We start from the raw sequence: 23457 nt of genomic DNA, 5'->3' as shown, positions 1-23457 counted from the left end.
GGTGGAGATGACTTGGGTCGGGATTTCCATCGCTCTCGTCGGCGCACTGGGCTATGCGCTGGGGGCCGCGCTGCAGCAGTTCGAGGCGGTCTCCGAGGGGGCCTCGCTGAAGCTGATGAAGCGGCCTCGCTGGTTGCTGGGCGGAGTCATCGGCTTTGCCGGGGCCAGCCTGCACGCCGTCGCCCTGAGCTTCGCGCCGCTGATCGCGGTGCAGCCGGTCAGCGTGGCGACGCTGGTGTTCGCGGTGCCGCTGGCGGCGATGATGCACGGCCGGCACCCGCGCAAGGAAGAGATCATGGGGTCGATCGCGGTGGCGGTCGGGCTGCTCGGCCTGGTGCTGCTGCTCCCCACACATGCCGTGACGCCGCACCTGACGAACAACGAGGCGTTCGGCTTCCTCGGCGCCGTCGGGCTGGTCGTGCTGGTGGCCCACCTGGCCGCGCGGAAGGTGACGGGATCGGCCAAGGCGCTGTTGCTGTCGGTCGGCGCGGGCGCGGTGACCGCGTCCGTGTCGACCTTCGTCCGGGTGGTGGGCGGCGGTTTCGGCGGTGACATGTCCAAGCTGCTCAGCTGGTTCCTGTTCGCCATTCCCGTGCTGCTCCTCTGCGCGATCGTGCTGCTGCAGAAGTCCTACGAGGTCGGCTACTTCGGCATCGCCTACGCCACCGTCCAGGTGGTGGACCCGATCACCTCGATCATCGCCGGCGTGCTCCTGCTCGGTGAGGCGATGCCGACCGGCTGGCTGGACGTGATCCCCGCGCTCTTCGCCGCGGCCCTGCTGATCTGGGGGACCGTCACGCTCGGGCGTCTCGCCCCCGACCACGGGGTTTCCGCCCTGCCTCGCGAGACCGCCCTCCTCAGGTCATAGGGATCGCGGGCCAGGGGCGTCACCCAGGTCGTGGAAGCCGGGGCGCCACAGGTATCACTCAGGTCATGGGGATCGTGGGTGTCGCAGGCATCGCGGGCGGAGTCCAGCCGAGCACGTCATCCATGGCGCCGGTCATGCGGGCGGGGGCGAGGCGCCAGGTGAGTGCCATCATGACGTCGCGCAGCCGTACGGCCGGCGGATTGCGCAGCCGGGTGGCCCGGCAGATCGAGGCGGACCTGGCCACGATCCCGGCGGTCCGCTCCAGCCGGGCGGCGGTGTAGCCGTCCAGCCCCGTGCCGCTGCCCGCGACATGGGCCAGCACCACCGCGTCCTCGATCGCCTGGCAGGCGCCCTGGCCCAGGTTGGGGGTCATGGCGTGCGCCGCGTCGCCGAGCAGGGCGACCTTTCCCCGGTGCATCGCGGGGAGCGGGACGGCGAGGTGGTGGACGTCGTTTCTGAGCACGTTCTCCGGAGAGGCCGAGGCGAGCAGTGCCGGGATCGGGGCGTGCCAGTCTCCGAACAGGCGCCGCAGCTCGGCCCGCTGGTCCCCGCCACCGCCGCCTGCCGGGACCGCGTCGGTGGCGTAGCAGTAGGCGAGGCCACCGGCCAGCGGCATGACCCCGAAGACCTTCCCCTCGCCCCAGCTCTCGAAGGTCTGGCCGGGAACGCCCCCGCCGGGGATGAGAATCCGCCAGCTGGTGATCCCGGCATAGCGCGGGCCGGGGTGGCCGGGGAACAGCGCCGCCCTGACGGAGGAGTGGATGCCGTCCGCGGCGACCACCAGGTCGGCCTCCAGGTAGGGCTCCCGGTCCATGGGGTGATCGGTCTCCGGGGCGGACGCCCGCCCGGCTTCCGGGTGGGGCCGGCCCGTGACGCGGCCGGGTCCCGGGGCGGTCCCGTGGCTCGCTCCCGGGTCGGTTCCCGAGGTGGTTTCCAGGTCTCGGACCTCGATGGTCACCCGGCCGGTCTCCGGGTCCACCTCCTTCACCGTGGTGTTCAGCCGGATGGTGCCGGGTTCGAGCCGGGCGAGGAGCGCGTCGACCAGGTCCGCGCGGCGCAGCAGCACCACCGAGTCGCCGTGCCGGGCGGAGGTGGCCTCCTCGGTGGTCTTCATCAGCCACCGGCCGTCGGCGCGCCGGATGCCGGCCTCGCCCTGGATCGCCGACAGCCTGCGGATCTCGTCGCCGACGCCGATCGTGTCCAGGGCCTTGAGCGCGTTGGCGGCGACGGCCAGCCCGGAGCCGACCGGCTCCAGGGACGCCGCGCGCTCGAACACCGTCACGTCCCAGCCTCGCTGCTGCAGCGCCACCGCCGCCGTCAGCCCGCCGATCCCCGCTCCGATCACCACTGCGTGCGCCATGACCTGCTCCTCACTACGGCTGTAGTGGATATTACTACGACTGTAGTTAAACTACAAATGTAGTATCAGGGGGGTGAAGCCCCAACGTGCCGAGCTTGTCGCGGAGACCGCCATCACCCTGCTGGCCGAGCGGGGCATGCGCGGACTGACCCATCGGGCGGTGGACGAGGCGGCCGGGTTGCCGCCGGGTTCGACGTCCAATCTGGCCCGCACCCGTTCCGCGCTGCTGGAGTTGACCCTCGCGCGGCTCGTCGAGCTGGAGTCCGACGCGTTCGCCCCGGTGTTCGACGTCGCCGGACTGAACATGCCGGACATGCTGGCCGAGATGACGGCCCGGGCACTCTGGACGCAGCTGACCACCGGCCGCCGCGAGACGATCGCCCGTTACGAGCTCGCCATGGAGGCCACCCGCCGTCCCGAGCTGCGCAAGATCTACGACGAGGCGGGGAGCCGGTTCCGCGACCCCGCGGTCGCGATCCTCTCCGCCGCGGGGTCGACGGATCCGGTACGGCACGGCCGCCAGATGGTCGCCTTCAGCGAGGGCATGATGTTCGACGCCGTCATCGGGGCCGGAGCCGAGCCGACCCTGGACGACCTTCGTCTCGGCGTGAGGGATCTGTTGCGCGGCATGCTCGCCGGGTGATCCGGGTGATCCGGGTGATCCCGGGGGAGTTCGGGGAGGGGCTAGTACTCCAACGTCATTTGATCGGCCGACTGGCTTGCTCGGCTAGCTCATGAAGAAGATCATGGCCGCGAGGCTTGCCCCCATGGCCAGGTGCTCCCAATGGAGCAGGTCCGTGATCGGTCGATTGCGCAGCCGGACGAGTGCGGTCGCCATCCAGCAGAGGTAAGCCGCCGTGGCGGCGCGCGTAGCAACACGAGCGCCGCGTCATGGCCGGTGACGGTGCCGTGGTCCGTCCGGGGCCCGGCGGTCATGTGGTGGGTAGCCATCGACTCGCCGTGTTGATGCATCAGCACGGCGAGCGCCATGAGCACGGCCCCGGCCATACGGTGCCACTCCAGCTCCGGACCGCGCTCGGTCGGACCGCCGACGACGATCGCCACCGCCAAGGCCAGGAGCAGCAGCGTGCCCGCGTGCTGCACAACCGGTGCGGCGTCGAGGGTCACCGCGACCATGACAGCCACCGTCGCACCCGCAAGCATTCGGGCTCTGCGGGAAGCGCCCGCCCGCGGCACGACGCAGCAGCAGGCTGACACCGCGGCCGACCCGAGCATGATCACCTCGATCATCAGGACGTCATCGCGGTGCGACGCCGGGGCGTGACCATTGCGCGGTGGGGCGGCCGTTGAGACGCCACGGGTGCCCGGTGACCCGCGGCCAGCCTTCAGGCGAGTTTTCCCAGTTCTCCTGCCGGCCGTACACTGTGAGGTCCAGGGCCTGGTAGGTGGTCATCAACGCCTCCACGCCCCGCCCGGTGGTCCAGTAGGTCTCGTAGACCTTGTCGCCGTCGCGCAGGTAGCACGCGATGAACCCGAAGTCACGACTGTCGGCCAGAGCCGGGTCGGAGTCTTTCGCCGAATACCAGGGGAACCTATAGCCCATGAACTCCGCGAACGGGGCACTTTCGTCGTAGGGACCCTCGCAGAACACGGCGTAGGTGACGTCCCGAGCGTGCAGGTAGTCCAGCATCTGCATGTGACAGGTCGAGAAGGTGCACCCCTCACACTGATGCTCGTACGGTTTGCCGTCGTGCCACATGTGGAAGTAGGCGATGAGCATCCGGCGGCCCTCGAACACCTCCACCAGCGGGGTGTCCCCGCCAGGGCCCCGCACCGTCACCGTCGGCATCAAGGTCATCGGCAGCTGACGCCGAGCGGCTGCGATCGCGTCTCCTTCGCGGGTATGGGCCTTCTCCCGGACCAGCAGTTCGTCGCGCTCGCGCAGCCAGGTCTCCCGGTCGACGACCGGGGGCGCGGCGGCGCTGGACGCGGGGGTTGCCGTCATGGCTATCTCCTTCGTGGAGTGGGGATCGGTCACAGGTACAGACGACCGAGTCGGCGATCGTCATCGGTGACCGATGACCGATGACGGATGGGTCCGCGGTCGTCAGTACGGTTGTGAGGACCACTCAGCCCTGGAGAAATCACATGTCCGACTCGCCTGACGAGCAGGCGGTCTGGCTGCAGCGCGCCTTCGACGAGCACCGGCGTGAGCTACACGTCCACTGCTACCGCCTCGCCGGGAACGTCACCGACGCGGACGACCTGGTGCAGGAGACCTTCCTGCGTGCCTGGCGGGCTCGCGACCGCTTCGAGGGTCGGGCGTCGGCGCGCACCTGGTTCTACCGGATCGCCACGAACGTCTTCCTCGACAGCCGCAAGGCGGCCGGTCACCGGACGGTACCGTACGGTGATCCGCTGGAGTGGTCCACCGAGCTCGGTCCCTATCCCGACGCCCTGCTGGCCGACGATCCGCAGACCGGTCTCGCCGCCCGGGAGACCGTCGAGCTGGCCGTGATCGCAGCGCTCATGTACCTGCCGCCGCGGCAGCGGGCGGCCTTCGTGCTGCGCGACGTCTACGGCTGGACGCCGCAGGAGATCGCCGCCGCGCTCGACACCGCCGTAGCGGCCGTCAACAGCCTCCTCCAGCGGGCCCGCCACACCCTCCGGCGGCGCGCTCCGTCGGACCCGAAGGACTGGCGCCGCCCGCAGCTCACCAGTGAGGACGAAGAGATCCTGCGCCGCTACGCCAACGCCAACGCGAAGGACCCGGAGACGATCCGGGCGCTGCTCGCCGAGGACGTACGGATCACGATGCCGCCCGAGCCGCCGGTCGTCGGGATCGACGCGGCCGCGGAGTTCCTCAGCCGACCGCTCGACTGGCGTACGTTCCCCACCTCGGCCAACGGGCGCCCGGCACTGATCAACTATCTCCGCCGGCCCGGCAGCCCGCACTACGAGGCGTTGGTCGTCGACGTACTCCGGATCGAGAACGGGAAGATCGTAGAGAGCAACGCCTTCATCGGTGCCCGTCACGTCGCCGCCTTCAGCATGCCCGCCACACTCGAGCCCTAGACGAGTAAGTCTCAAGCTAAGTGGCCGAGTCTGCGCTGGTAGTGGGATCGTCGGGCTCGGGCTTGGGATGTTCGTCGCCAGGTTGACCAGTGCAGGGTGTGCTCTGGCGGTAGCGCCACGGCCAGGACGAAGGCGTTGAGGAGTCGGCGGATCTCGGCGACGGTCAGCGCGATCATCTCCGGGTCGGCGTCAGGCTGCTGGGCGGTGGTGGCGGCGAGGATTGTCAGGACGGCCAGGGCGAGCATGGCCAGGGTGATGAACCGGTGCCAGCCGCGGACCTGGTAGTGGTCCAGGCCGATCTGGCCTTTGCCGGTCTGGAACAGCTCCTCGATGCTCCAGCGGGAGCCGGCCACGGTCACAAGGGTGCGTGGCGGCACCGGACGAGGTGACCAGCACAGGTAGAAGGCCAGTTCGCCGGTGGTGCGGTTGCGGCGGATGAGCAGCCACCGATGCTCACCGGGTCGGGTGGCGGTGGTGATCCAGGCCCACAGATACTCGCGGGGACCTTTCGCGCCCGGCCCGCAACTGTGCAGTTGCCACTCGCGGGTGGGGATCCGCTCGGCGACCTCGTCGGCGCGTACGAGGGTGCGGCCGTCGTTGATGTGTACGCGTCGGTCGCAGCCGACCGCGAGAACGTAGCCGATCCTGCGCTGTTCAAGGTCGGCGCGTAGGCCGGGGTCGGCGCCGTAGACCTCGTCGGCGGTGACCCAGGAGGCCGGGACACCAGCGTCGAGGGCGGCGGCGATCATCTGCCGGGCCAGGCCCGGTTTCGTGGCGAACCCGATGTCGTCTGGAACACCCGCGGCGGCGAGGCGGTCGGGCTGGTCGCACCAGGTCGTCTCGGGTAGGTAGAGCCTGCGGTCGATCAGCGCGCGCCCCGCGGGTGTCACGTAGGCCAGGAACACCCCGACCTGGCTGTTCTCGACCCGACCGGCGGTGCCGGTGTACTGCCGCTGCACCCCGACTGAGCACACGCCCTTCTTCAGGGAGCCGGTCTCGTCGGTGACCAGGACCGCGTCCGGATGGCCGAGTTGCTCGACCAGCCAGTCACGCACATCGTCGCGGACGGCTTCGGCGTCCCACACCGCCGTGCGCAGCAGCCGCTGCATCGCCTGCGGATCGGCGTGACCAGCTCGCTCGGCCAACGACCAGCAGGTCTTGCGATCCGCCTCCGACAGCAGTCCTTTCACGATCTGCCCCGCGGTCCGTCGTGGCTCCGCCCGCACGAACCGGCCAGCGACACGCGTCACCGCCTCGTCGAGGATGAACCGCCACCGGTCAAGGTCTAGGCTGTGGCCCACGGCTATCGCGCGATCTTCGGTTGTCCTCACAAACCATCGATGAGCAACGTGGTGGCCGTCTTCATGCCCACGCCACGCCCAACGCCGAAGCCAAGTGACGTTGGAGTACTAGGTCGGGCGGGCCGGCGTTCGCGGGCTTCCGTACGGCGTGCTCACCCGGTGAGCTGGGTGAGCCGTGCGCGGTGGGCGGGCCATTCGTCGTCGAGGATGCCGAAGTAGGCCGTGTCGCGCCAGGTGCCGTCCGGGCGGCGCCGGTGGCGGCGCAGCACTCCCTCGGACAGGCCGCCGATGCGCCGGATCGCGGTCTGGGAGCGGATGTTGAGGATGTCGGTCTTGAGCAGGACGCGGTTCACGCCCAGCTTGTCGAAGGCGTGGTCGATCAGCAGGATCTTGCACTCGGTGTTCACGGCCGAGCGCCACACTGCTCTGCCGTACCAGGTCCAGCCGATCTCGATGCTGTCGGCGAATCCCGGGACGTCGTGGTAGGTGGTCGATCCGACCACCCGGCCGGTCTCCTTGAGGATCACCGCGAACGGCACCACGCCGGGCTGCTCGATCAGCCCGGTCGCGATCTCCGCCATCTCGGCCTCGCTGTGCGGCGTCGGCGCCGGCATCCAGCGCCACACCTCGTCGTCGCCGCCACCGGCGAGGAAAAGGTCGGGCACATGGACGAGGCTCAGCGGCTCCAGCCGTACGACATCGCCTTCGAGGGTGACGGAAGTGGGTGTGTTCGCGGTCATGAACACGACCTTAGGGCCGAAAGCGGACCTGCCCTAAGGTCCACTCCCGCGTGTTTTCTCGGGACCACTCCGCGCTCCGTCTATCTGAGCCTGCGGCCCTGAGCGGAGTCCTCGATCAGCTGTGTGAGGCGCTTCTCCCTGGTCTCCGGCCTTTTGGCGGCGGTCACCCAGTGCAGCGCCGTCCTGCGATAGCCGGGTGGCTGGCTCTGGAACCACGTCCAGGCGGCCTTCTCGGTCAGGAAGCGATGCTCCTGTTCCGGGGTCAGGGCGGGATCCTGGCTCCGCTCGTGGGAGTAGATGAGGGAGTTCTCCTCGGTGCGCCGCTCGAAGGCGCTTACGCCCGCGGGGTGCATCAGGCCCAGTTCGGTGAGCTCGGCGACCTTGGCGATGTTGACCGCGCTCCACGTGCTGCGGGATTTTCGCGGGGTGAAGCGGATGGAGTAGCTCTCGGCGTCGACGCTCCTGCGGACCCCGTCGATCCAGCCGAAGCAGAGAGCCTGGTCAACGGACTCCGGCCAGGTGATGCTGGGACGGCCGGTGCCTTTCTTGAAGAAACCGACCAGGAGCTCGGTCTCGGTGGTGTGATGCTTCTCGAGCCAGAGGCGGAATTCTTCTGGGGTGGCGAAGAAGATGGGCTCCATGCCGTTCAGAATAGAGGGCGTGTCGACATCCATACCGGCCGGTCGGTACGCTCCTGGGAGACCTGAGGAGGGCCCATGGACTTCGCGTTCGACGCCGAAACCGAGAAGCTGCGAGGACGGCTGCTCGACTTCATGGACGAGTGTGTATACCCGGCCGAGGAGGCCTTCGAGGCCCAGGCGGCCGAGAGCGGGTGGGCCAGCCCCCCGCTGATGGAGGATCTCAAGGAGGAGGCGCGCAGGCGGGGCCTGTGGAACCTGTTCCTGCCGGGGGAGCACGGCGCGGGCCTGACCAACCTGCAGTACGCGCCGCTGGCCGAGATCATGGGCCGCTCACCCAGGATCGCCCCCACCGCCACGAACTGCGCCGCCCCGGACACCGGCAACATGGAGGTCCTCTCCATGTTCGGCAACGAGTGGCAGCGCAAGGAGTGGCTGGAGCCGCTGATGAGCGGGCAGATCCGGTCGGCGTTCGCGATGACCGAGCCCGACGTGGCGTCCTCCGACGCCACGAACATCTCGCTGTCGATCGTGAGGGACGGCTCCGAGTATGTGATCAACGGGCGTAAGTGGTTCGCCTCCGGCGCGATGAACCCCAACTGCAAGATCTTCATCGTGATGGGGAAGACCGACCCCGAGGCCTCCTCGCACAGGCAGCAGTCGATGGTCCTGGTGCCGCGCGACACACCTGGCATGCACGTCAAGCGGGGCATGCACGTGTTCGGCTACTCCGACGCGGACCACGGCGGGCACGCCGAGATCGTGTTCGAGGACGTCAGGGTGCCGACGGACAACCTGGTCGGGGAGGAGGGCGGCGGTTTCGCGATCGCCCAGGCCCGCCTCGGACCGGGACGGATCCACCACTGCATGCGGCTGATCGGGATGGCCGAGCGGGCCGTCGAGCTGATGTGCGCGCGGACCCTGTCCCGGAGCGCGTTCGGCAAGCCGATCGCCCAGCAGGGAGTCGTCCAGGACTGGATCGCCGAGTCTCGGGTGAGGATCGAGCAGCTCCGCCTGCTCGTGCTGAAGACCGCCTGGCTGATGGACACCGTCGGCAACCGCGGGGCCCACACCGAGATCCAGATCATCAAGATCGCCACCCCGCGTGACGTGGAGTGGATCCTGGACAAGGCCATCCAGGCCCACGGCGCCGGCGGCGTCAGCCAGGATTTCCCGCTGGCGGCCCTCTGGGCGCACGCACGGACACTGAGGCTCGCCGACGGACCCGACGAGGTGCACAAGCGTTCCTTGGCCTACCGGGAGCTCAAGAAGCACGTCAACGACCCCGGCCTGAAGGCCAGGGCCTGAGGTGCCGCATTGTGCACCGATGGCCCCGCGTTGACCAGCCCCAGTCATCAGCTCAAGGAGGTGCCTTTTGATGACTACGTTTCCTGTGAGTGAGAAGACCCACCAAGCCGTGCTTCCTCAGCGGCTTGCTCTGGAATCGGTGAGAGCAGACAACCCCGAGGGTGGGGACGAAACGGCTCATCGACCCCCGGCTGTGCCGGGCACTGGCATGGAACATGGGCGAGGGGAGATCGGTTCGGGCGGCACCCGCCTGGACCGGCGTCACCCCGAGGGTGCTTCGGCGTCTGAGGGAGCGGACCGTGAGGTTCACCCGGCCGTGTTCGTCCTGGACGCACACGGCCAATCGCTGGATCCGTGCCACCCGGCCCGTGCCCGTCGCCTGCTGGCGGCGGGTCGGGCGGTGGTGGCCCGGCACACCCCGTTCGTCATAAGGCTCAAAGACCGCACGGTAGCCGACTCCGCCATCCAGGGTGTGCAGGTCAGCATCGACCCCGGCAGCAAACACACCGGCATCGCGATATTCACCGAATACGGCGGGAGCCGGACCGGCGTGTACAGCGTGCAGCTCGACCACCGGGGTGCGCAGATCCGAGACAAGCTCACCTCGCGGGCCGCATTGCGCCGGGGCCGCCGGTCGCGGAACCTGCGCTATCGCGCGCCCCGGTTTAACAACCGGACACGGCCGAAGGGGTGGCTCGCGCCGTCGCTTCGCCACCGCGTGGACACCACCATGTCCTGGGTGTCGCGCCTGACCCGGTGGGCTCCGGTCACCGCCATCCACGTGGAGAAGGTCGCCTTCGACACGCACGCCCTGTCGGCGGGTCATCCGCTCGAAGGATCGCAATACCAGCAGGGCACCCTCGCCGGATACGAGGTGCGCGAGTACCTGCTGGAGAAGTGGGGTCGCACCTGCGCCTACTGCGGCGCCCAGAACGTCCCGCTGAACATCGATCACCTCCACCCGCGCTCCCGGGGCGGCTCTGACCGGATCAGTAACCTCGTCCTGGCGTGCATCCCGTGCAACCAGGCGAAGAACGCCACTCCGATCGAGGAGTTCCTGAAGAGCAGGCCCGCGCTCCTGGCGAAGATCTTCAAGCGGGCGAAGGCGTCGTTGCGAGACGCGGCGGCGGTCAACGCCACGAGGTGGGCGTTGTGGCGGGCGTTGGACGCGACCGGCCTATCCGTGACTACGGCCTCGGGCGGGCGCACGAAGTGGAACCGCTCGCGCACTGGCGCCCCGAAGTCGCACACGCTCGATGCGCTGCACGTCGGTGACCTGGAGACGGTGACTGCCTGGCCGTCCATGGTGTTGGTGGTGAAGGCGACCGGGCGCGGCACCTATTGCCGTACCCGCACCGACGCCTACGGCTTTCCCAGGCTGCGGCTGCCCCGGATCAAGCAGGTCAAGGGGTTCACCACCGGCGACCTGGTCCGCGCGAACGTACCGAATGGCAAGAAAGCCGGGGTTCACACCGGTCGGGTCGCCGTCCGCTCCACCGGAAGATTCAATATCACCACGCGGCATGGCACCGTCCAAGGAATCGGCCACCGCCACATTCGGCTACTCCAACGAGCCGACGGCTACGGCTACACCACTCAATCAGACGCCCGGACTATTCCGTGTTTCCTCCCGGCCCTGAAGGACCGGGTTTCCACGCTGGAGGTAATCGATGACACTTCCGGCATCTCCCCATGACTGAATTCCAGGGTCTCCGTTCCAGAATCCCGTTGAAGGAGTGTTCGTGGCATTGGACGAAAAGGCGGTCCAGGAGCGCGTCGCCGCGTTCCTGGACGGGCACGACCCCGCCGGGGACCGGCTGGAGTTCCTGAGGGCCCGGTTCGACGCCGGGCTGGCCTGGGTGCACTTCCCCGAGGGGCTCGGCGGGCTCGGCGCACCCCGCGAGCTGCAGAACGTCGTGGAGCGGGAGCTCGCGGACACACCGCAGCTCACCCCGGGGGTGCAGGCGATCGGGCTGGGAATGGCGGCGCCGACGATCCTGACGTTCGGCACCGACGAGCAGCGGAAACGGTTCCTGCGCCCGCTGTGGACGGGCGAGGAGATCTGGTGCCAGCTCTTCAGCGAGCCCGGCGCCGGGTCGGACCTGGCGACGCTGGGCACGCGCGCGGTCAGGGACGGTGACGAGTGGGTCGTGGACGGGCAGAAGGTGTGGACCTCCGGGGCCCACCACTCCCGGTGGGCGATCCTGGTCGCCAGAACCGACGCGGACGTGCCCAAGCACCGGGGGCTCACCTACTTCGTGTGTGACATGCGCGCCCCCGGCGTCGAGGTCAGGCCGCTCCGGCAGATCACCGGGGAGGCCGAGTTCAACGAGGTCTTCCTGACGGGCGTACGGCTCGGCGACGACCTGAGACTGGGCGAGATCGGCGACGGCTGGCGGGTCGCCCAGACCACGCTCATGAACGAGCGGGTGGCCATCGGCGGCGCGCCGGTCCGGCGGGGTGGCGGCATGGTCGGCCTGGTCGCCGAGAACTGGCGCGCGAGGCCCGAGCTGCGCACCCACGACCTGCACCAGCGCCTGCTGCGGCTCTGGGTGGAGGCGGAGGTGACCCGGCTGGCCGGGACACGGCTCCGCGAGCAGCTGTCCGCCGGGCAGCCGGGGCCGGAGGGCTCCGGCATGAAGCTCTCCTTCGCCACGCTCAACCAGGCGCTGTCCGGGCTGGACCTGGAGATGCGCGGGGAGGAGGGGCTGGGCTACGACGACTGGTCCTTCCGCCGCTCCGACAGTGTGGACTTCTTCGGCCGGGGCACCGGCTACCGCTACCTCCGCGCGAAGGGCAACTCGATCGAGGGCGGCACCTCGGAGATCCTGCGCAACATCGTCGCCGAGCGCGTGCTCGGCCTGCCCTCCGAGCCCCGCGTCGACAAGGACGTGCCCTGGAAGGATCTTCCCCGATGACGCTTCTGTATACCGAGGTCGAGGAGGAGCTCCGGGCCTCTGTGCGGGATCTGCTCGCGGACCGTTGCAGGCCCGATGCCGTGCTGAAGCGCGTCGAGTCGGGCGTGCCGTACGACATGGACCTCTGGAAGACGCTGTCCCGGGAGATCGGGGTGGCGGGCCTGCTCGTGCCGGAGGAGTACGGCGGGGCGGGGGCGTCGGCGCGGGAGGTCGCGGTGGTGCTGGAGGAGCTGGGACGGGCGGTGGCGCCGGTCCCGTTTCTCACCAGTGCGGTGCTCGCCACGAAGGCCCTGCTCCAGGCCGGTGAGAAAGACCTGATCCAGGAGCTCGCCTCGGGGGAGACCACCGCGGCGCTCGCGGTGTCGATGGCGGCTTCGCCGTACCGGCCGCTGCCGAAGACCGTCACCGTCACGGACGGGCTTCTGAACGGGGAGATCCGGGCGGTGGCTGGCGCGGACGTGGCCGACGTGCTGCTCGTGCCCGTCGGGACGACGCTCTACGCGGTGCGGGCCGAGAACGTCCGGGTCGACGTGGTGCCCTCGCTGGACCTGACCCGGCCGATCGCCACCGTCACGTTCTCCGGCGCCCCCGGTGACGCGATCGGCGCGTTCGACGTGCGGAGCGTGCTGAACTTCGGCGCCGGCCTGCTCGCCTCCGAGCAGCTCGGGGTCGCCGAGTGGTGCCTGAGCACGACGCTCTCCTACATCAAGGAGCGCCACCAGTTCGCCCGGCCGGTCGGCTCCTTCCAGGCGATCAAGCACCGGATGGCCGACCTCTGGCTGGACGTGGTGCGGGCCCGCGCCGCCGCGAGGAACGCCGCCGACCTGCTGGCCGCGGATTCGGAACCGGCCGCGTCCCGCGACGCAGAGGCGGTCGGGAACCGCGAGCTGGCGGCGGCGGTGGCCAAGGCCTGGTGTTCGGAGGTGGCGGTGCACGTGGCCGAGGAGAGCGTGCAGCTCCACGGCGGGATCGGGATGACCTGGGAGCACCCGCTCCACCTCTATCTCAAGCGCGCCAAATCCACCGAGATCGCGTTCGGCAGCCCCGGCGCCCACCGGGACGCCCTGGCGGTCCTCGCCGACCTGCCCGGCCCGGCCTGACCACGGTGACGCGATGACCCCCGGCTCCGTGCCGGGGGTCATCGTTTTGCCATGCCGTACGGCAGGGCGTCGGTGATTCGGTCAGACCAGCGAGTGGTCACGGGTCACGGGGGCGTCCCACGGGATGCGGTAGCGCTGCTCGGGGCCTGTGGTCCTCTCCGGGGTCATGACCGTTTTCATCAGGAGCGGCATGAGGAGCGGCATCAGCGTTTGAGTGATGGGGCCCGCGGTCTTGCTGTGGTTGATCTTCGAGGCGCGGGCCGCGACCTTCTCCACGCGGGTACGGCGGAGTCGCTCGTACGTGGCGAACGCTCGTGGCACGTCCTCGATGTCGCGCAGGCAGCGGGCCAGCTGGATGGCGCTCTCGATCGAGAGCGACGCGCCCTGCCCCGAGCTGTTCGACGGCGCGTGGGCGGCGTCGCCGACCAGGACCATCCGGTCCCTGTACCAGTGCGGGATGCTCGGCATGATGTACAGCGACCCCGCCACCTGCAGTGACTCCACCGGCGTATGACGGATCAGATCGCCACCGGGCATGTCGTCGCCGTAGGTGTCACGCAGTAGGCGCATCCACTCCTCGGTAGGCACCTCACGTGCTTGGGTGAGGGACAGAGGCCGATGGTAGGGGAGGTTGACGCCCCAGGTGGTGCCGCCACCGGCCGCGGGCCAGTAGAGGTAGTAGCCCCGCTTGCCGAAAGCGAAGATCATCGACTCTGGGTGCTCGGGCACGTCGTGTCGTGACATGCCTTCCACACTGAGCATGCCGGTCCATTTGGGGCCGGGCGCTTTCGGGTCGATGAGCCGGCGGACGGTGGAGTGAATTCCGTCGGCGCCGACGAGGACGTCGAACTCGGCTTGGCTGCCGTCGTCGAAGACCGCCGTGGTGTGATCGACATCGATGAGACGCCTGCCGTACTCGATCTTTATGCCCTGCTTGACGGCCTCATCGTGCAGCACCCGGTACAGGTCGGCGCGGTGCACCACGAACAGCGGCCCGACGTCGGACAGGCCGGGCAGTTCGATGCGCTTGCGGCCGGCGAATGTCATCGCCATTCGCGAACTGGGCTGCGCGACCGCCTTTACCGCTTCGGCCGCGCCGACGATCTCCAGCGCCGCCACGCCGTTGGGGGCGAGGGCGAGTGTGCCGCCGATGCCGTCGGCGGCGGCCGGGTACGCCTCGTAGACGGTGGCATCGATACCTGCCTTGCGCAGTGCCAGCGCGGTGACCGGACCGGCGATGCCGCCGCCGATGATTGCGACGTGTGTCATGTCTCCTCCTGATCGGTTGACGTGCTCGAACCGCCATGGGAGGAGACCCGTTATCCTCGTGATTGCCATCTTCGGGCCATCCACAGGTTGCGGTTCGAAGGTTTCCTGGTGGCGGTGTTACAGCACCGCCACCAGGCCTACATATCTGTGATCTTTTTTTCCGCGAGCTCCCGCATGTCGGCCGGGATCTCTCCCGTCTCGTGGAAGGCCCGCCACTCGCGCAGGCCGTGGAAGGTGCCCCCGGCCAGCTCTTCGAGCAGGGCGCGGGTCCAGGCGGCTTCCGCGTTCAGGATGGCCGCGTCGTATTCGGTCTCGATGAGGAACAGACGCGGCACCTCCGCGATGTCACGCTCGTAGAGTTCCCGCAACGTCCTGATCTCTTCGTCGAGCGCGGCGAGGCGGTCCTTGAGCAGCCCGATCACCTCATCCGGGGCAAGCGCCGCCATTACCGATAGGCCGGCCCGGAACTGCGGGAACTCCGTGTGCGGAACGCTGAGCAGCTCCCGTGTCCAGTCGACGAGCTCCTCCCGGCCCGCCTCCGTGATCCGATAGACGGTCCGCTCCGGGCGGCGACCCTCGCGAACGCTCTCGACCTCCTCGATCAGCCCATGCCTGGCCATGTTTCCCACGACGGTGTAGAGCGATCCCCACTTGATGCCCATGTCGCGTTCTTTGTTCCAGCCGCGCAGGGCCGCGGCCATCTCATAGGGATGCATGGGCCGGTGCGCGACCGCCGAAAGGATCGCCAACGCCAGCAGGTTCGCCACCTTGCGTCGCTTCGCCATCATCGATCACCTCGCATCCGCTTACTCGTATACGAATATACGTCGACGAGTAAAGCCTGGCAATGCTCATCTTCCATGCGCGCCTACTTCGTGTGTGACATGCACGCCCCCGGCGTCGAGGTCAGGCCGCTCCGGCAGATCACCGGGGAGGCCGAGTTCAACGAGGTCTTCCTGACGGGCGTACGGCTCGGCGATTCTTTACGGCTGGGCGAGATCGGTGACGGCCGGCGGGTCGTCCAGACCGCGCTCATGAACGAGCGGGTGGCCATCGGCGGCGCGCCGGTCCGCCGGGGCGGCGGCCGAGATCGCGTTCGGCAGCCCCGGCGTCCACCGGGACGCCCTGGCGGTCCTCGCCGACCTGTCCGGCCCCGCCTGACCGCACGTTGATGCGCTGACCTCCGGCTCCGTGCCGGGGGTCAGCGTGCTTTCACGCCATAGAGCAGGGTGTCGATGATCCGGGCGGCGAGCGTGTCGGGATCGGGCTCGGCGGAGTCCTCGGAAGTGGGGTCACACGTCTCGTTGAGCAGGGCCAGATAGACCCGGCGGGTCCAGAGAAGGTCGGTGCCGGGGGGAAGGATCCCGGCCTCCCGTGCGCGCAGGAACACCGCGTCGCACGTCTCCATGAGCGCGGCCTCGATGCCCGCGGCCTCCTCGTTGAGCGGGTTGACGTGGTTGAGGGCGAACCGCCAGCGGGACTTGATCTGGAGCACGTTCGTGGTGGCCTGGTGCATCGCGACCAGCGGGGGAGCGGTGTGCGGCCTGGCCGCTTCGACGGCCGCGCCGATCTCCCGCCAGGCAGAGGTCGTCATGATCTCGACGAGGGCCTCGCGGCTGGCGAACCGCCGGTGAATGGTGGTTCTGGCCACCCCTGCGGCCTCCGCGATCTGCTCCATCGTCGCGCCCGGATTCTCGCTGAGGAGCTGTTCGGCCGCTTCCATGATCGCCCGAATGCTGCGCTCGGCGTCCGCTCGCAGCGGGCGGCCCTTCGTGTCCATGGCCAGATGTTACATCAATGATCTCTCTCAGAAGATTAGTGGTACTTGCCCGTTGCAGTTAATGAACCAAGTGATACTTTCAAGGAGCGTAAAGGGAAGCGACAGAGGAGATAACGATGAGTAAGACCGCCCTGGTGACCGGTGCCTCCTCGGGCATCGGCGTGGAGTTCGCCCGTCAGCTCGCGGCCCGCGGGGACGACCTCGTGCTGGTCGCCCGCTCGGTCGACAAGCTGGAGAAACTGGCCGCCGAGCTGCGGAGTTCGTACGGCGTGCGGGCCGAGGTGATCGGCCAGGACCTCACGGCGCCGGACGCCGCGTCGCGGGTGGCGGAGGAGGTGGCCGCCCGGGGGATGACCGTCGACCTGCTCGTCAACAACGCCGGGTTCGGCACGGCGGGCCGGTTCGCCGAGATCCCCGCCGAGCGGGACCGGGACCAGTTGATGGTCAACGTCGTGTCCCTGGTGGGTCTGACGCACGCGTTCATCCCGGGCATGGTCGCGCGCGGTGAGGGCGCGGTCGTCAATGTGGGATCCACCGCGGGGTTCCAGCCCACGCCCTACTTCGCGACCTACAGCGGGTCCAAGGTGTTCGTGCTCAACTTCAGCCTCGCCCTGTGGAGTGAGCTCCGGGGCAAGGGGGTGAAGGTGCTGGCGCTCTGCCCGGGGCCGGTCCAGACGGGGTTCTTCGACGTGGTCGGCACGGACAAGGCGATGATCGGAGTGCAGGAGAAGACACCGGAGGCGGTCGTCAGGACCGCTCTGCGCGCGCTCGATCGTGATCGGGGTTACGTGATCCCCGGGCTGGGCAACTCCGTCTCGTCCCGGTTCATGTCAAAGCTGCCGCGCAGGCTCGTCGCCCTGGTCGGGCGGAAGGTCACTCGGGGCGTGCTGGCCGATCCGGTCGCAGCTCCGGTCGCAGCGAGGTGAGCAGCAGGTCGGCGAAGTGCGCCCCCAGTTCGGCGCCGGAGAGCGCGCCCTCCGTGCTGTACCAGGTGCCCAGGTGGTGGACGGAGCCGAAGAAGAAGTCGACGACGATGTCGGCGGGGGTGTCGGACCTGAAGGTGCCCTCGCGCTGGCCCTCGGTGACCAGGTCGCGGAAGCGCTCGTGGTAGCGGCGGCGCTCGGCGCGGACGCTCTTGCGGGTGTCGGGCGCGAGCAGGTGCATCGAGCGGAAAAAGATCTTCGAGTCGTCCAGGTTGGCCACGGTGGTCGTCACGACATCGGAGGCGGCGGCGTAGAGGCGCTCGGCCACCGGTCCCGGGCTGTCGGCGAAGTGGGTGAGGCGCTCCATCTGCATGCGCAGCACGCGCCCGTAGATTTCGTGGAGCAGGTCGTCTTTTGAATCGAAATAATGGTACATCGCGCCCTTGGTGACGCCGGCTGCCGCGACGACTTCCTGCACCGACGTGCTTTCAAAACCTTGTTCGGCGAACAGGCGAGTGGCCTCGCTGAGCAGGCGCTGCCGTACCGGCTCCTGGTCCTGAGTCATCCGTGTCCCCCATTGTGTGGTTCAGCAAGCATACCGACTGGTCGGTTGAACTGCTGATGAGGTAGCTGAGATGTGTTACTTGCATCACCTTCGGATGCCTGGAGCCCCTACTTGGGTATTCCATAGTCGGAGGATCTTCAGCGTGGCAGATCCGCACCCCTTTCCATCCACCATTCGAGCCTTCAGGGGGTTCGCTTTGCCAGGCGGATCTATCTACGTGCCTCCAGACGACCAGGTCCATGGTCTGTCGCCTCAGGTTATGTACGAGCAGTTCTGGCTCAAAGAAGCCGACCAGCGAAGGAAGATGGCCGGGGTCAAGGCCGCGGTCGGCCTGGCGGTGGGTGTCGCGTTGGCCTACCGGTTCGATCTCTCCCCTCCGGTGGTCGGACTCCTGCTCGGCGTGCTGGTCGGCGCCGGCGACCTGTTCTGGAACTGGTGGTCGCACGACGCCACGGCGGTCTGGCGTGGAAAGCGCCGGGGTGAGGTCATCACCGGCAAGCTGCTCCGCCGCAAGCTCCGCAAGCACGGCTACCAGATTCTCGAAGGCCGCGCGGTCCCGGGAAAGGCCTCGATCGACCACCTCGTCATCGGTCCCGGTGGCGTCTGGGTGGTCGACAACGAGGCGTGGCATCCCGAGACCGAGATCGCCCGGTATGGTGAACGGCTGTTCCTCGGGGAGAAGTACGGGACGAAGGTGGCCCAGGCGCTCGTCGAGGTCGCCGAGTCGCTGGCCGAGGTGCTGTCCCGTGAGTCGGGCATTGCCATCACGATCGAGCCGCTGCTCGCCGTGCACGGCGGGATCATCAGGCGGTCGGTCACCGCGGAGGGCCTCACCCTGCTCAAGCCGCGGCTGGTCGCGCGCTGGATCCTGAACGGGCCGCGTGCGGAGTTCGACGAGTCCCAGGTGGAGGTGCTCACCCGGACCGCCGCGCGGGTGCTGCGCCGGATGAGCTGATCCGTACGGGTGCCGGTGCTTCGCGGTTACGGGTTGTCTTCCGGCCGCGAAGTACGCATCCGGGCGTCGAGTCCACCATCCTGTCGTCTGCCGCCGGAATGGGGCACATCCATCCACGCGCTGTCATCCTCCGCCGAAATGAGGCACGTCCAGCCCGCGGCCGAGGCCCGGGGCATCGACACCGGCAGGCTGAGCGTCACCAGGGCCGTCGCGGGATAGACGATCGACTCTCCCTGGCCAGATGCGTGACGTCCTGCTGTGCGATAAATATATTGCGTGAGATGCGCGGACTATTGCAAAATCTAGTTCCAAAGATCCTGTGATCTATGGGTAACGAGACTTGTCGTACCGCGAATCCGAGGTGTCCATGGCAGGCGACGACGGCGCGACACCGCTGATCCAGGCGAAGGGGCTCGGAAAGACGTACCCGCCCAGAGACAGGCGGGGCACCGGGTTCCGGGCCGTGGCGGGGATCGACTTCCACGTCAACCGGGGGGAGGCCTTCGGGTTTCTCGGCCCCAACGGGGCGGGCAAGTCCTCGACGATGCGCATGCTCGGCTGCGTCTCCCCGGCCACCGAGGGAACCCTGCGGATCCTCGGCATGGACCCCGCGCGCGACGGCCGGAAGATCCGGGCGCGCCTGGGAGTGGTCCCGCAGGACGACGTGCTGGACCCCGATCTCACCGTGCGCGAGAACCTGACGATGTACGGCCTCTACTTCGGGCTGCCGCGCCGGGTGATCAGGGAGCGCACGGAGCGCCTGCTGGAGTTCGCGCAGCTGGAGGAGAAGGCGGGCGAGACCCTGGGAGCGCTGTCCGGCGGCATGCGGCGGCGGCTGACGATCGCCCGCTCCCTGATCAACGAGCCGGACATCCTCCTGCTCGACGAGCCGACCACCGGGCTCGACCCGCAGGCCAGGCACGTGCTGTGGGACCGGCTGTTCAGGCTGAAGCAGCAGGGGGTGACGCTGCTGCTCACCACCCACTACATGGACGAGGCCGAGCAGCTGTGCGACCGCCTGGTGGTGATGGACAAGGGGCTCATCGCGGACGAGGGATCACCCCAGGAGCTCATCAAGCGGCACTCGACCCGCGAGGTCCTGGAGCTGAGGTTCCGGATCGACGAGCACGAGCAGGCCGCGGAGAAGCTCCACGACCTGGTCCGCCCCGCCGAGGGGGAGCGGGTGGAGGTCCTGCCCGACCGGGTGCTGGTCTACACGCACGACGGCGAGATGACGCTGGCCGCCGTCACCGCCGCGCGGATGACCCCGATCACCGCCCTCGTGCGGAGATCGACGCTGGAGGACGTGTTCCTGCGCCTGTCCGGCCGGACCCTGACGGACTGAGGCGGACCCATGCCCATGTTCCTTCGAGAGTTCTCCTCGTGGATGCTCCGCTACCGCCGCACCTGGAAGGGCACCATCGTCATCAGCGTGGCGAACCCGCTGCTCTTCCTGATCGCCATCGGCGCCGGGCTCGGACAGCTGGTGGACCCCTCGTCACTCGGTGGCCTGACCTACCTGGAGTTCTTCGCCCCCGGGATAATCGCCGCCGCGGCGATGCAGAACGCCTACATCGAGGGGGCGTTCGCGGTCCACGGCTCCCTGCGCCGGGGCCAGGGCTACGCGGTGGCCGCCGCGACGCCGCTGGAACCCCGCGACATCATGGCCGGGCACATGCTGTTCATGGCGTTCAGGATCGGAACGAGCGCGCTGGCCTTCGCCGTGGTGATGATGGCCCTCGGCGCCACCCGGTCACCGTGGGCGGTGCTCACCGTGCCCGCGGCCCTGCTGACCGGCATGGCCTTCGCGGCCCCGCTGGCGGCGTGGACGGTGACCGTCGACAAGTTCGACACCCTCAACAAGGTGTTCCGGTTCGTGCTGATGCCGATGTACCTGTTCTCCGGAACCTTCTTCAGCATCGAGACGCTTCCCGACTGGCTGCGCCCGCTGGCGTACGTCCTGCCGCTGTGGCACGGCGTCGACCTGTGCCGCACCCTGAGCCTGGGCACCGCCACCCTGCTCACCTCCGCGATCCACGTCGGCTACCTGGGGGCGCTCACGGCGGCGGGCGTCGCGGCGGCCCTGGTCACCTACCGGCGCCACATCCACGTCTGAGGGGGCGACATGCCGGAGAGCCTGAAGAACAGAGCGCCGGACACCGCTGTGCCGGCCGTCGTCCCCCGCTGGGGCGGCGCGCACTTCCTGGTGTTCCGCAACCTCCGGGTCCACGCGGGAGGCAACCCGTGGACCATGGCGCTGTACTCGATCTTCGAGCCCATCCTGTACCTGCTGGCCATAGGCGTCGGCATCGGGCAACTCGTCGGGGACGTCGAGGGGGTGAAGGTCACCTACGCCGCGTTCGTCGCGCCCGGCCTGCTCGCCACGGCGGTCATGAACAGCGCCCTGCACGAGACGATGGAGGGCGCCTTCGTCAAGTTCACCCACGACAGGTTCTACCAGTCGATCCTCTTCACCCCCGTGTCCCTCACCGGGATCGTCGTCGGTGAGGTGGCGTGGGCGGTGCTGCGAGGCTTCGTCACCGCGCTGGGGTTCCTCCTCGTGATCACGGTGTTCGGGCTGGTCTCCTGGTCGAACGCCCTGGTCGCCGCGGCCGGGACCCTGCTCGTCGCCTTCGCCTTCGGGGCCGCCGGGCTGGCGGTGACGACGCGCATCAGGGCGTGGTCCGACTTCCAGTACGTACAGCTGGTGATGCTGCCGATGTTCCTGTTCGCGACGACCTTCTACCCGGTCACCGTCTACCCCGGGCCGGTGCAGGTCGCGGTGGAGCTGCTGCCTCTCTACCACGCCATCCAGCTGCTCCGGGGGTGCGCCCTCGGCCAGATCGATTCCGGCATGATCGTGAGCGTGGTCTATCTCCTGGTCGTGGGGGCGCTGGGCCTCGTCGTGGCCCGCAGGCAGTGGGCGCGCGTCATGCTGCACTGAAAATCGCCCGAAACCCGTTGGCCGCTCCCGCATGCGCCGCTCAGCCGGTGCGGCCGAACCCGGAGACGGGGGTTGCGTAGGCTTCGCGGGCGTCGAGCAACTCTTCCCAGTGCTTCTCCGCCCAGGCGCACGCGACCGCCATCGGTCCCAGCAGGCTGCGCCCAAGCGGGGTCAGCTCGTACTCGACCCGCTGCACGGCCTCGTCGTAGGCGGTACGTGAGACGAGGCCGTCCCGTTCGAGCCCCCGGAGCGATTGCGTGAGCACCTTCGCGGTGATGCCGCGCAGGGGAATCCGCAGTTCGGAGAACCGCCGCGGGCCGTGCTCGAGGCAGCGGATGATCATCCCCGCCCACTTGTCGCCGAACCGGATCGGTGAGAGCGCGGACGGGCAGAGCTCGTCGAACATGTCGGGGGCCAGCGGTTCGCTCATGGGCGCCACGATAGTCCGGTATCCCCTTGGTAACCACTGCCCCGGATAGCGTCCGGGCCAAGCGGCTGGAGCCCATGCCCAGCCCTGGTGAGAGGGGTGATCCGATGAGCAAGATCGTGGTCTTCGGGGCCGGTGGCCGCGCCGGACGCGCGGCCGTGGCCGAGGCACGCGGGCGCGGCCACCACGTCACCGCCGTCGTCCGTGACCCGGCCAAGTACGGCGACCTCGGGGACGAGGGTGTACGGGTTGTTCCGGGCGACGTCACTGACCCGTCCGCCATCACCGTGATCGCCGCCGGTCACGACGCCGCGATCAGCGCCGTGTACGACCCGGGCGCCGATCAGCATGACTTCTTCGTCGGCGCGGCACAGGCCCTGGCCGATGGTCTGGGGCAGGCCGGGGTGGGGCGGTTGGTGGTGGTCGGGCTGGCCTCCATCCTGGAGACCTCCTCCGGGGTGAAGCTGATGGACACTCCCGGCTACCCCCAGGAGTATCGATCGTTCTATCTGGGACACGCGGCGGGGACGGACGCGTTGCGTGCGGCGGCCACCACACTCGACTGGCTGGTCATCAGTCCGGCCGGCGACTTCGACCACGGTGGTGCACGCAGTGCCCGGTACCGGACCGCCCGGGCGGACGCGGCCAGCCGCATCTCCTACGCCGACTTCGCGATCGCGATGCTCGACGAGATCGAGGCCCCGAGGCACCACCGCACGCATCTCGGCGTTGAGGAGGGGTGATGGACGGCCGCGCCGGCGAGGACGTTCACGACAGTCCGAACGACTGGGTCGCCCGGCACATCCGCAGCTTTCTCGCAACCGGTGGCCAGGCGCGTCCGGGCATGAACGACCTGCTGCTGACGACCCGCGGCCGGAAGTCGGGCACGTTGCGCCGCACGGCACTCGTCTACGGGCGGGACGGTGATCGCTTCGTGCTGGCCGCGTCCAACGGCGGTGCGCCGAACCACCCGGCCTGGTACCTCAATCTGCTGGACGACTCCGAGGTCACGATGCAGGTCGGCACGGAGACGTTCACCGGGCGGGCCCGTACCGCCACGGCGGAGGAGAAGCCGCGGCTCTGGCTGCTGATGATCTCGATCATGCCTTCCTACGCGGACTACCAGCGGCAGACCGGCAGGGACATCCCCGTGGTGATCGTGGAGCGGGTGTAGTGGCCGCCCTGCGGTTTGCCCGGGACCTGGGCCGACCGTCCTAAGCGATCACCTTGAATCGAGGCATCCGGTCGGCGGGTATCGCTCCGTTCCTTTCACCTCACCCGATCGGGGTTTTCCGCGCCCCGCAACGGTGCGGGCCGGCCCCGTA

Annotated in this window: 25 protein-coding genes and 1 pseudogene; 15 read left to right on the top strand and 11 right to left on the bottom strand. The window is 68.8% G+C overall.

The window, feature by feature from the left end:
- Positions 1–7 precede the first annotated feature (7 nt).
- Positions 8–868, top strand: a complete 861-nt coding sequence (locus DKM19_RS37165; RefSeq protein ID WP_110702376.1) for a DMT family transporter — start codon at positions 8–10, stop codon at positions 866–868.
- A 58-nt stretch (positions 869–926) separates the two neighbouring features.
- On the opposite strand, the gene DKM19_RS37160 is transcribed toward DKM19_RS37165, so the two are convergent.
- Complete coding sequence (locus tag DKM19_RS37160; RefSeq protein ID WP_110702374.1) at positions 927–2228, bottom strand: FAD-dependent oxidoreductase; 1302 nt, start codon at positions 2226–2228, stop codon at positions 927–929.
- 73 nt (positions 2229–2301) lie between these two features.
- On the opposite strand from DKM19_RS37160, the gene DKM19_RS37155 reads away from it, so the two are divergent.
- Entirely contained in the window at positions 2302–2871 is a 570-nt protein-coding gene (locus tag DKM19_RS37155) for a TetR/AcrR family transcriptional regulator (protein WP_110702365.1), read from the top strand.
- 101 nt (positions 2872–2972) lie between these two features.
- On the opposite strand, the gene DKM19_RS37150 is transcribed toward DKM19_RS37155, so the two are convergent.
- Together DKM19_RS37150 and DKM19_RS37145 are read right to left on the bottom strand one after the other, a co-directional pair.
- Entirely contained in the window at positions 2973–3479 is a 507-nt protein-coding gene (locus DKM19_RS37150) for a hypothetical protein (RefSeq protein WP_110702363.1), read from the bottom strand.
- A gap of 7 nt (positions 3480–3486) precedes the next feature.
- Positions 3487–4194, bottom strand: coding sequence for a DUF899 family protein (locus DKM19_RS37145; protein WP_110702361.1), 708 nt, complete (start codon positions 4192–4194; stop codon positions 3487–3489).
- 143 nt (positions 4195–4337) lie between these two features.
- Between DKM19_RS37145 and DKM19_RS37140 the strand changes: the two genes are divergently transcribed.
- Positions 4338–5264 (top strand): RNA polymerase subunit sigma-70, encoded by a 927-nt coding sequence (locus DKM19_RS37140; RefSeq protein ID WP_110702359.1) that lies wholly within the window; start codon positions 4338–4340, stop codon positions 5262–5264.
- Between the two features lie 11 nt (positions 5265–5275).
- Here the strand turns inward: DKM19_RS37140 and DKM19_RS37135 are convergent, their stop codons facing one another.
- The 3 genes from DKM19_RS37135 to DKM19_RS37125 all read right to left on the bottom strand — a co-directional run bounded on the left by DKM19_RS37135 (position 5276) and on the right by DKM19_RS37125 (position 7946).
- Positions 5276–6514 carry an IS701 family transposase gene (locus DKM19_RS37135; protein WP_110706257.1) on the bottom strand — a complete coding sequence of 413 codons (1239 nt, stop codon included), beginning with the start codon at positions 6512–6514 and terminating at the stop codon, positions 5276–5278.
- A gap of 203 nt (positions 6515–6717) precedes the next feature.
- Entirely contained in the window at positions 6718–7305 is a 588-nt protein-coding gene (locus tag DKM19_RS37130) for a GNAT family N-acetyltransferase (RefSeq protein ID WP_110706256.1), read from the bottom strand.
- Positions 7306–7385: 80 nt separating this feature from the next.
- Positions 7386–7946 carry a YdeI family protein gene (locus DKM19_RS37125; RefSeq protein WP_110706255.1) on the bottom strand — a complete coding sequence of 187 codons (561 nt, stop codon included), beginning with the start codon at positions 7944–7946 and terminating at the stop codon, positions 7386–7388.
- Positions 7947–8021: 75 nt separating this feature from the next.
- On the opposite strand from DKM19_RS37125, the gene DKM19_RS37120 reads away from it, so the two are divergent.
- The 4 genes from DKM19_RS37120 (at position 8022) to DKM19_RS37105 (ending at position 13269) form a co-directional block, all read left to right on the top strand.
- On the top strand, positions 8022–9251 hold the full coding sequence (locus DKM19_RS37120) for an acyl-CoA dehydrogenase family protein (RefSeq protein ID WP_110702357.1): 1230 nt from the start codon (positions 8022–8024) through the stop codon (positions 9249–9251).
- A 316-nt stretch (positions 9252–9567) separates the two neighbouring features.
- Complete coding sequence (gene iscB / locus DKM19_RS37115) at positions 9568–10947, top strand: RNA-guided endonuclease IscB (RefSeq protein ID WP_110702355.1); 1380 nt, start codon at positions 9568–9570, stop codon at positions 10945–10947.
- 46 nt (positions 10948–10993) lie between these two features.
- Positions 10994–12169, top strand: coding sequence for an acyl-CoA dehydrogenase family protein (locus DKM19_RS37110; RefSeq protein ID WP_239513789.1), 1176 nt, complete (start codon positions 10994–10996; stop codon positions 12167–12169).
- Complete coding sequence (locus DKM19_RS37105; protein ID WP_110702351.1) at positions 12166–13269, top strand: acyl-CoA dehydrogenase family protein; 1104 nt, start codon at positions 12166–12168, stop codon at positions 13267–13269. Before DKM19_RS37110 ends, DKM19_RS37105 begins: the two co-directional genes overlap by 4 nt.
- An 81-nt stretch (positions 13270–13350) precedes the next feature.
- Here the strand turns inward: DKM19_RS37105 and DKM19_RS37100 are convergent, their stop codons facing one another.
- Together DKM19_RS37100 and DKM19_RS37095 are read right to left on the bottom strand one after the other, a co-directional pair.
- Positions 13351–14538: an NAD(P)/FAD-dependent oxidoreductase gene (locus DKM19_RS37100; RefSeq protein ID WP_110702349.1), complete on the bottom strand. Its 1188-nt coding sequence runs from the start codon at positions 14536–14538 to the stop codon at positions 13351–13353.
- 137 nt (positions 14539–14675) lie between these two features.
- On the bottom strand, positions 14676–15323 hold the full coding sequence (locus DKM19_RS37095) for a PadR family transcriptional regulator (protein WP_110706254.1): 648 nt from the start codon (positions 15321–15323) through the stop codon (positions 14676–14678).
- Positions 15324–15407: 84 nt separating this feature from the next.
- Here DKM19_RS37095 and DKM19_RS37090 point away from each other — a divergent pair.
- Positions 15408–15623 (top strand): annotated as a pseudogene (locus tag DKM19_RS37090) (acyl-CoA dehydrogenase); the annotation flags it as partial.
- A 116-nt stretch (positions 15624–15739) separates the two neighbouring features.
- Here DKM19_RS37090 and DKM19_RS37085 read toward each other — a convergent pair.
- Positions 15740–16318 (bottom strand): TetR/AcrR family transcriptional regulator, encoded by a 579-nt coding sequence (locus DKM19_RS37085; RefSeq protein ID WP_204358401.1) that lies wholly within the window; start codon positions 16316–16318, stop codon positions 15740–15742.
- Positions 16319–16434: 116 nt separating this feature from the next.
- On the opposite strand from DKM19_RS37085, the gene DKM19_RS37080 reads away from it, so the two are divergent.
- Positions 16435–17244: an SDR family oxidoreductase gene (locus tag DKM19_RS37080; protein WP_110702345.1), complete on the top strand. Its 810-nt coding sequence runs from the start codon at positions 16435–16437 to the stop codon at positions 17242–17244.
- Here the strand turns inward: DKM19_RS37080 and DKM19_RS37075 are convergent.
- On the bottom strand, positions 17192–17806 hold the full coding sequence (locus tag DKM19_RS37075) for a TetR/AcrR family transcriptional regulator (protein WP_110702343.1): 615 nt from the start codon (positions 17804–17806) through the stop codon (positions 17192–17194). The genes DKM19_RS37080 and DKM19_RS37075 overlap by 53 nt on opposite strands.
- 259 nt (positions 17807–18065) lie before the next feature.
- Here DKM19_RS37075 and DKM19_RS37070 point away from each other — a divergent pair, with 259 nt between their 5' ends.
- The 4 genes from DKM19_RS37070 to DKM19_RS37055 all read left to right on the top strand — a co-directional run bounded on the left by DKM19_RS37070 (position 18066) and on the right by DKM19_RS37055 (position 21705).
- The gene (locus DKM19_RS37070) at positions 18066–18761 is read left to right on the top strand and encodes a nuclease-related domain-containing protein (protein ID WP_239513788.1); all 696 of its coding nucleotides are present in this window, start codon (positions 18066–18068) and stop codon (positions 18759–18761) included.
- 367 nt (positions 18762–19128) lie between these two features.
- The gene (locus DKM19_RS37065) at positions 19129–20106 is read left to right on the top strand and encodes an ABC transporter ATP-binding protein (RefSeq protein WP_110706253.1); all 978 of its coding nucleotides are present in this window, start codon (positions 19129–19131) and stop codon (positions 20104–20106) included.
- A 9-nt stretch (positions 20107–20115) separates the two neighbouring features.
- Positions 20116–20877 (top strand): ABC transporter permease, encoded by a 762-nt coding sequence (locus tag DKM19_RS37060; protein ID WP_110702340.1) that lies wholly within the window; start codon positions 20116–20118, stop codon positions 20875–20877.
- Positions 20878–20886: 9 nt separating this feature from the next.
- The gene (locus tag DKM19_RS37055; RefSeq protein ID WP_110702338.1) at positions 20887–21705 is read left to right on the top strand and encodes an ABC transporter permease; all 819 of its coding nucleotides are present in this window, start codon (positions 20887–20889) and stop codon (positions 21703–21705) included.
- Positions 21706–21745: 40 nt separating this feature from the next.
- Here the strand turns inward: DKM19_RS37055 and DKM19_RS37050 are convergent, their stop codons facing one another.
- The gene (locus DKM19_RS37050) at positions 21746–22135 is read right to left on the bottom strand and encodes a helix-turn-helix domain-containing protein (protein ID WP_110702336.1); all 390 of its coding nucleotides are present in this window, start codon (positions 22133–22135) and stop codon (positions 21746–21748) included.
- Between the two features lie 104 nt (positions 22136–22239).
- On the opposite strand from DKM19_RS37050, the gene DKM19_RS37045 reads away from it, so the two are divergent.
- Together DKM19_RS37045 and DKM19_RS37040 are read left to right on the top strand one after the other, a co-directional pair.
- A complete protein-coding gene (locus tag DKM19_RS37045; RefSeq protein ID WP_110702334.1) occupies positions 22240–22875 on the top strand; it encodes an NAD(P)-dependent oxidoreductase in 636 nt (211 codons plus the stop codon).
- Positions 22875–23306 carry a nitroreductase family deazaflavin-dependent oxidoreductase gene (locus DKM19_RS37040; protein WP_110702332.1) on the top strand — a complete coding sequence of 144 codons (432 nt, stop codon included), beginning with the start codon at positions 22875–22877 and terminating at the stop codon, positions 23304–23306. Before DKM19_RS37045 ends, DKM19_RS37040 begins: the two co-directional genes overlap by 1 nt.
- Positions 23307–23457: the final 151 nt, after the last annotated feature.

The sequence above is a fragment of the Streptosporangium sp. 'caverna' genome, from assembly GCF_003203775.1.
GTDB lineage: Bacteria > Actinomycetota > Actinomycetes > Streptosporangiales > Streptosporangiaceae > Streptosporangium > Streptosporangium subroseum.
Note: the sequence above shows the minus strand (reverse complement) of the source record. Positions and strands in the feature narration are given on the sequence as shown.

Coding starts and splice junctions, on each gene's coding strand:
- DKM19_RS37070 (WP_239513788.1), top strand. CDS start 18,066: ATGTACGAGCAGTTCTGGCTCAAAGAAGCCGACCAGCGAAGGAAGATG.
- DKM19_RS37040 (WP_110702332.1), top strand. CDS start 22,875: ATGGACGGCCGCGCCGGCGAGGACGTTCACGACAGTCCGAACGACTGG.
- DKM19_RS37125 (WP_110706255.1), bottom strand. CDS start 7,946: ATGGAGCCCATCTTCTTCGCCACCCCAGAAGAATTCCGCCTCTGGCTC.
- DKM19_RS37145 (WP_110702361.1), bottom strand. CDS start 4,194: ATGACGGCAACCCCCGCGTCCAGCGCCGCCGCGCCCCCGGTCGTCGAC.
- DKM19_RS37095 (WP_110706254.1), bottom strand. CDS start 15,323: ATGGCGAAGCGACGCAAGGTGGCGAACCTGCTGGCGTTGGCGATCCTT.
- DKM19_RS37085 (WP_204358401.1), bottom strand. CDS start 16,318: ATGGACACGAAGGGCCGCCCGCTGCGAGCGGACGCCGAGCGCAGCATT.
- DKM19_RS37045 (WP_110702334.1), top strand. CDS start 22,240: ATGAGCAAGATCGTGGTCTTCGGGGCCGGTGGCCGCGCCGGACGCGCG.
- DKM19_RS37160 (WP_110702374.1), bottom strand. CDS start 2,228: ATGGCGCACGCAGTGGTGATCGGAGCGGGGATCGGCGGGCTGACGGCG.
- DKM19_RS37165 (WP_110702376.1), top strand. CDS start 8: ATGACTTGGGTCGGGATTTCCATCGCTCTCGTCGGCGCACTGGGCTAT.
- DKM19_RS37100 (WP_110702349.1), bottom strand. CDS start 14,538: ATGACACACGTCGCAATCATCGGCGGCGGCATCGCCGGTCCGGTCACC.
- DKM19_RS37060 (WP_110702340.1), top strand. CDS start 20,116: ATGCCCATGTTCCTTCGAGAGTTCTCCTCGTGGATGCTCCGCTACCGC.
- DKM19_RS37080 (WP_110702345.1), top strand. CDS start 16,435: ATGAGTAAGACCGCCCTGGTGACCGGTGCCTCCTCGGGCATCGGCGTG.
- DKM19_RS37150 (WP_110702363.1), bottom strand. CDS start 3,479: ATGATCGAGGTGATCATGCTCGGGTCGGCCGCGGTGTCAGCCTGCTGC.
- DKM19_RS37050 (WP_110702336.1), bottom strand. CDS start 22,135: ATGAGCGAACCGCTGGCCCCCGACATGTTCGACGAGCTCTGCCCGTCC.
- DKM19_RS37105 (WP_110702351.1), top strand. CDS start 12,166: ATGACGCTTCTGTATACCGAGGTCGAGGAGGAGCTCCGGGCCTCTGTG.
- DKM19_RS37140 (WP_110702359.1), top strand. CDS start 4,338: ATGTCCGACTCGCCTGACGAGCAGGCGGTCTGGCTGCAGCGCGCCTTC.
- DKM19_RS37075 (WP_110702343.1), bottom strand. CDS start 17,806: ATGACTCAGGACCAGGAGCCGGTACGGCAGCGCCTGCTCAGCGAGGCC.
- DKM19_RS37130 (WP_110706256.1), bottom strand. CDS start 7,305: ATGACCGCGAACACACCCACTTCCGTCACCCTCGAAGGCGATGTCGTA.
- DKM19_RS37065 (WP_110706253.1), top strand. CDS start 19,129: ATGGCAGGCGACGACGGCGCGACACCGCTGATCCAGGCGAAGGGGCTC.
- DKM19_RS37055 (WP_110702338.1), top strand. CDS start 20,887: ATGCCGGAGAGCCTGAAGAACAGAGCGCCGGACACCGCTGTGCCGGCC.
- DKM19_RS37120 (WP_110702357.1), top strand. CDS start 8,022: ATGGACTTCGCGTTCGACGCCGAAACCGAGAAGCTGCGAGGACGGCTG.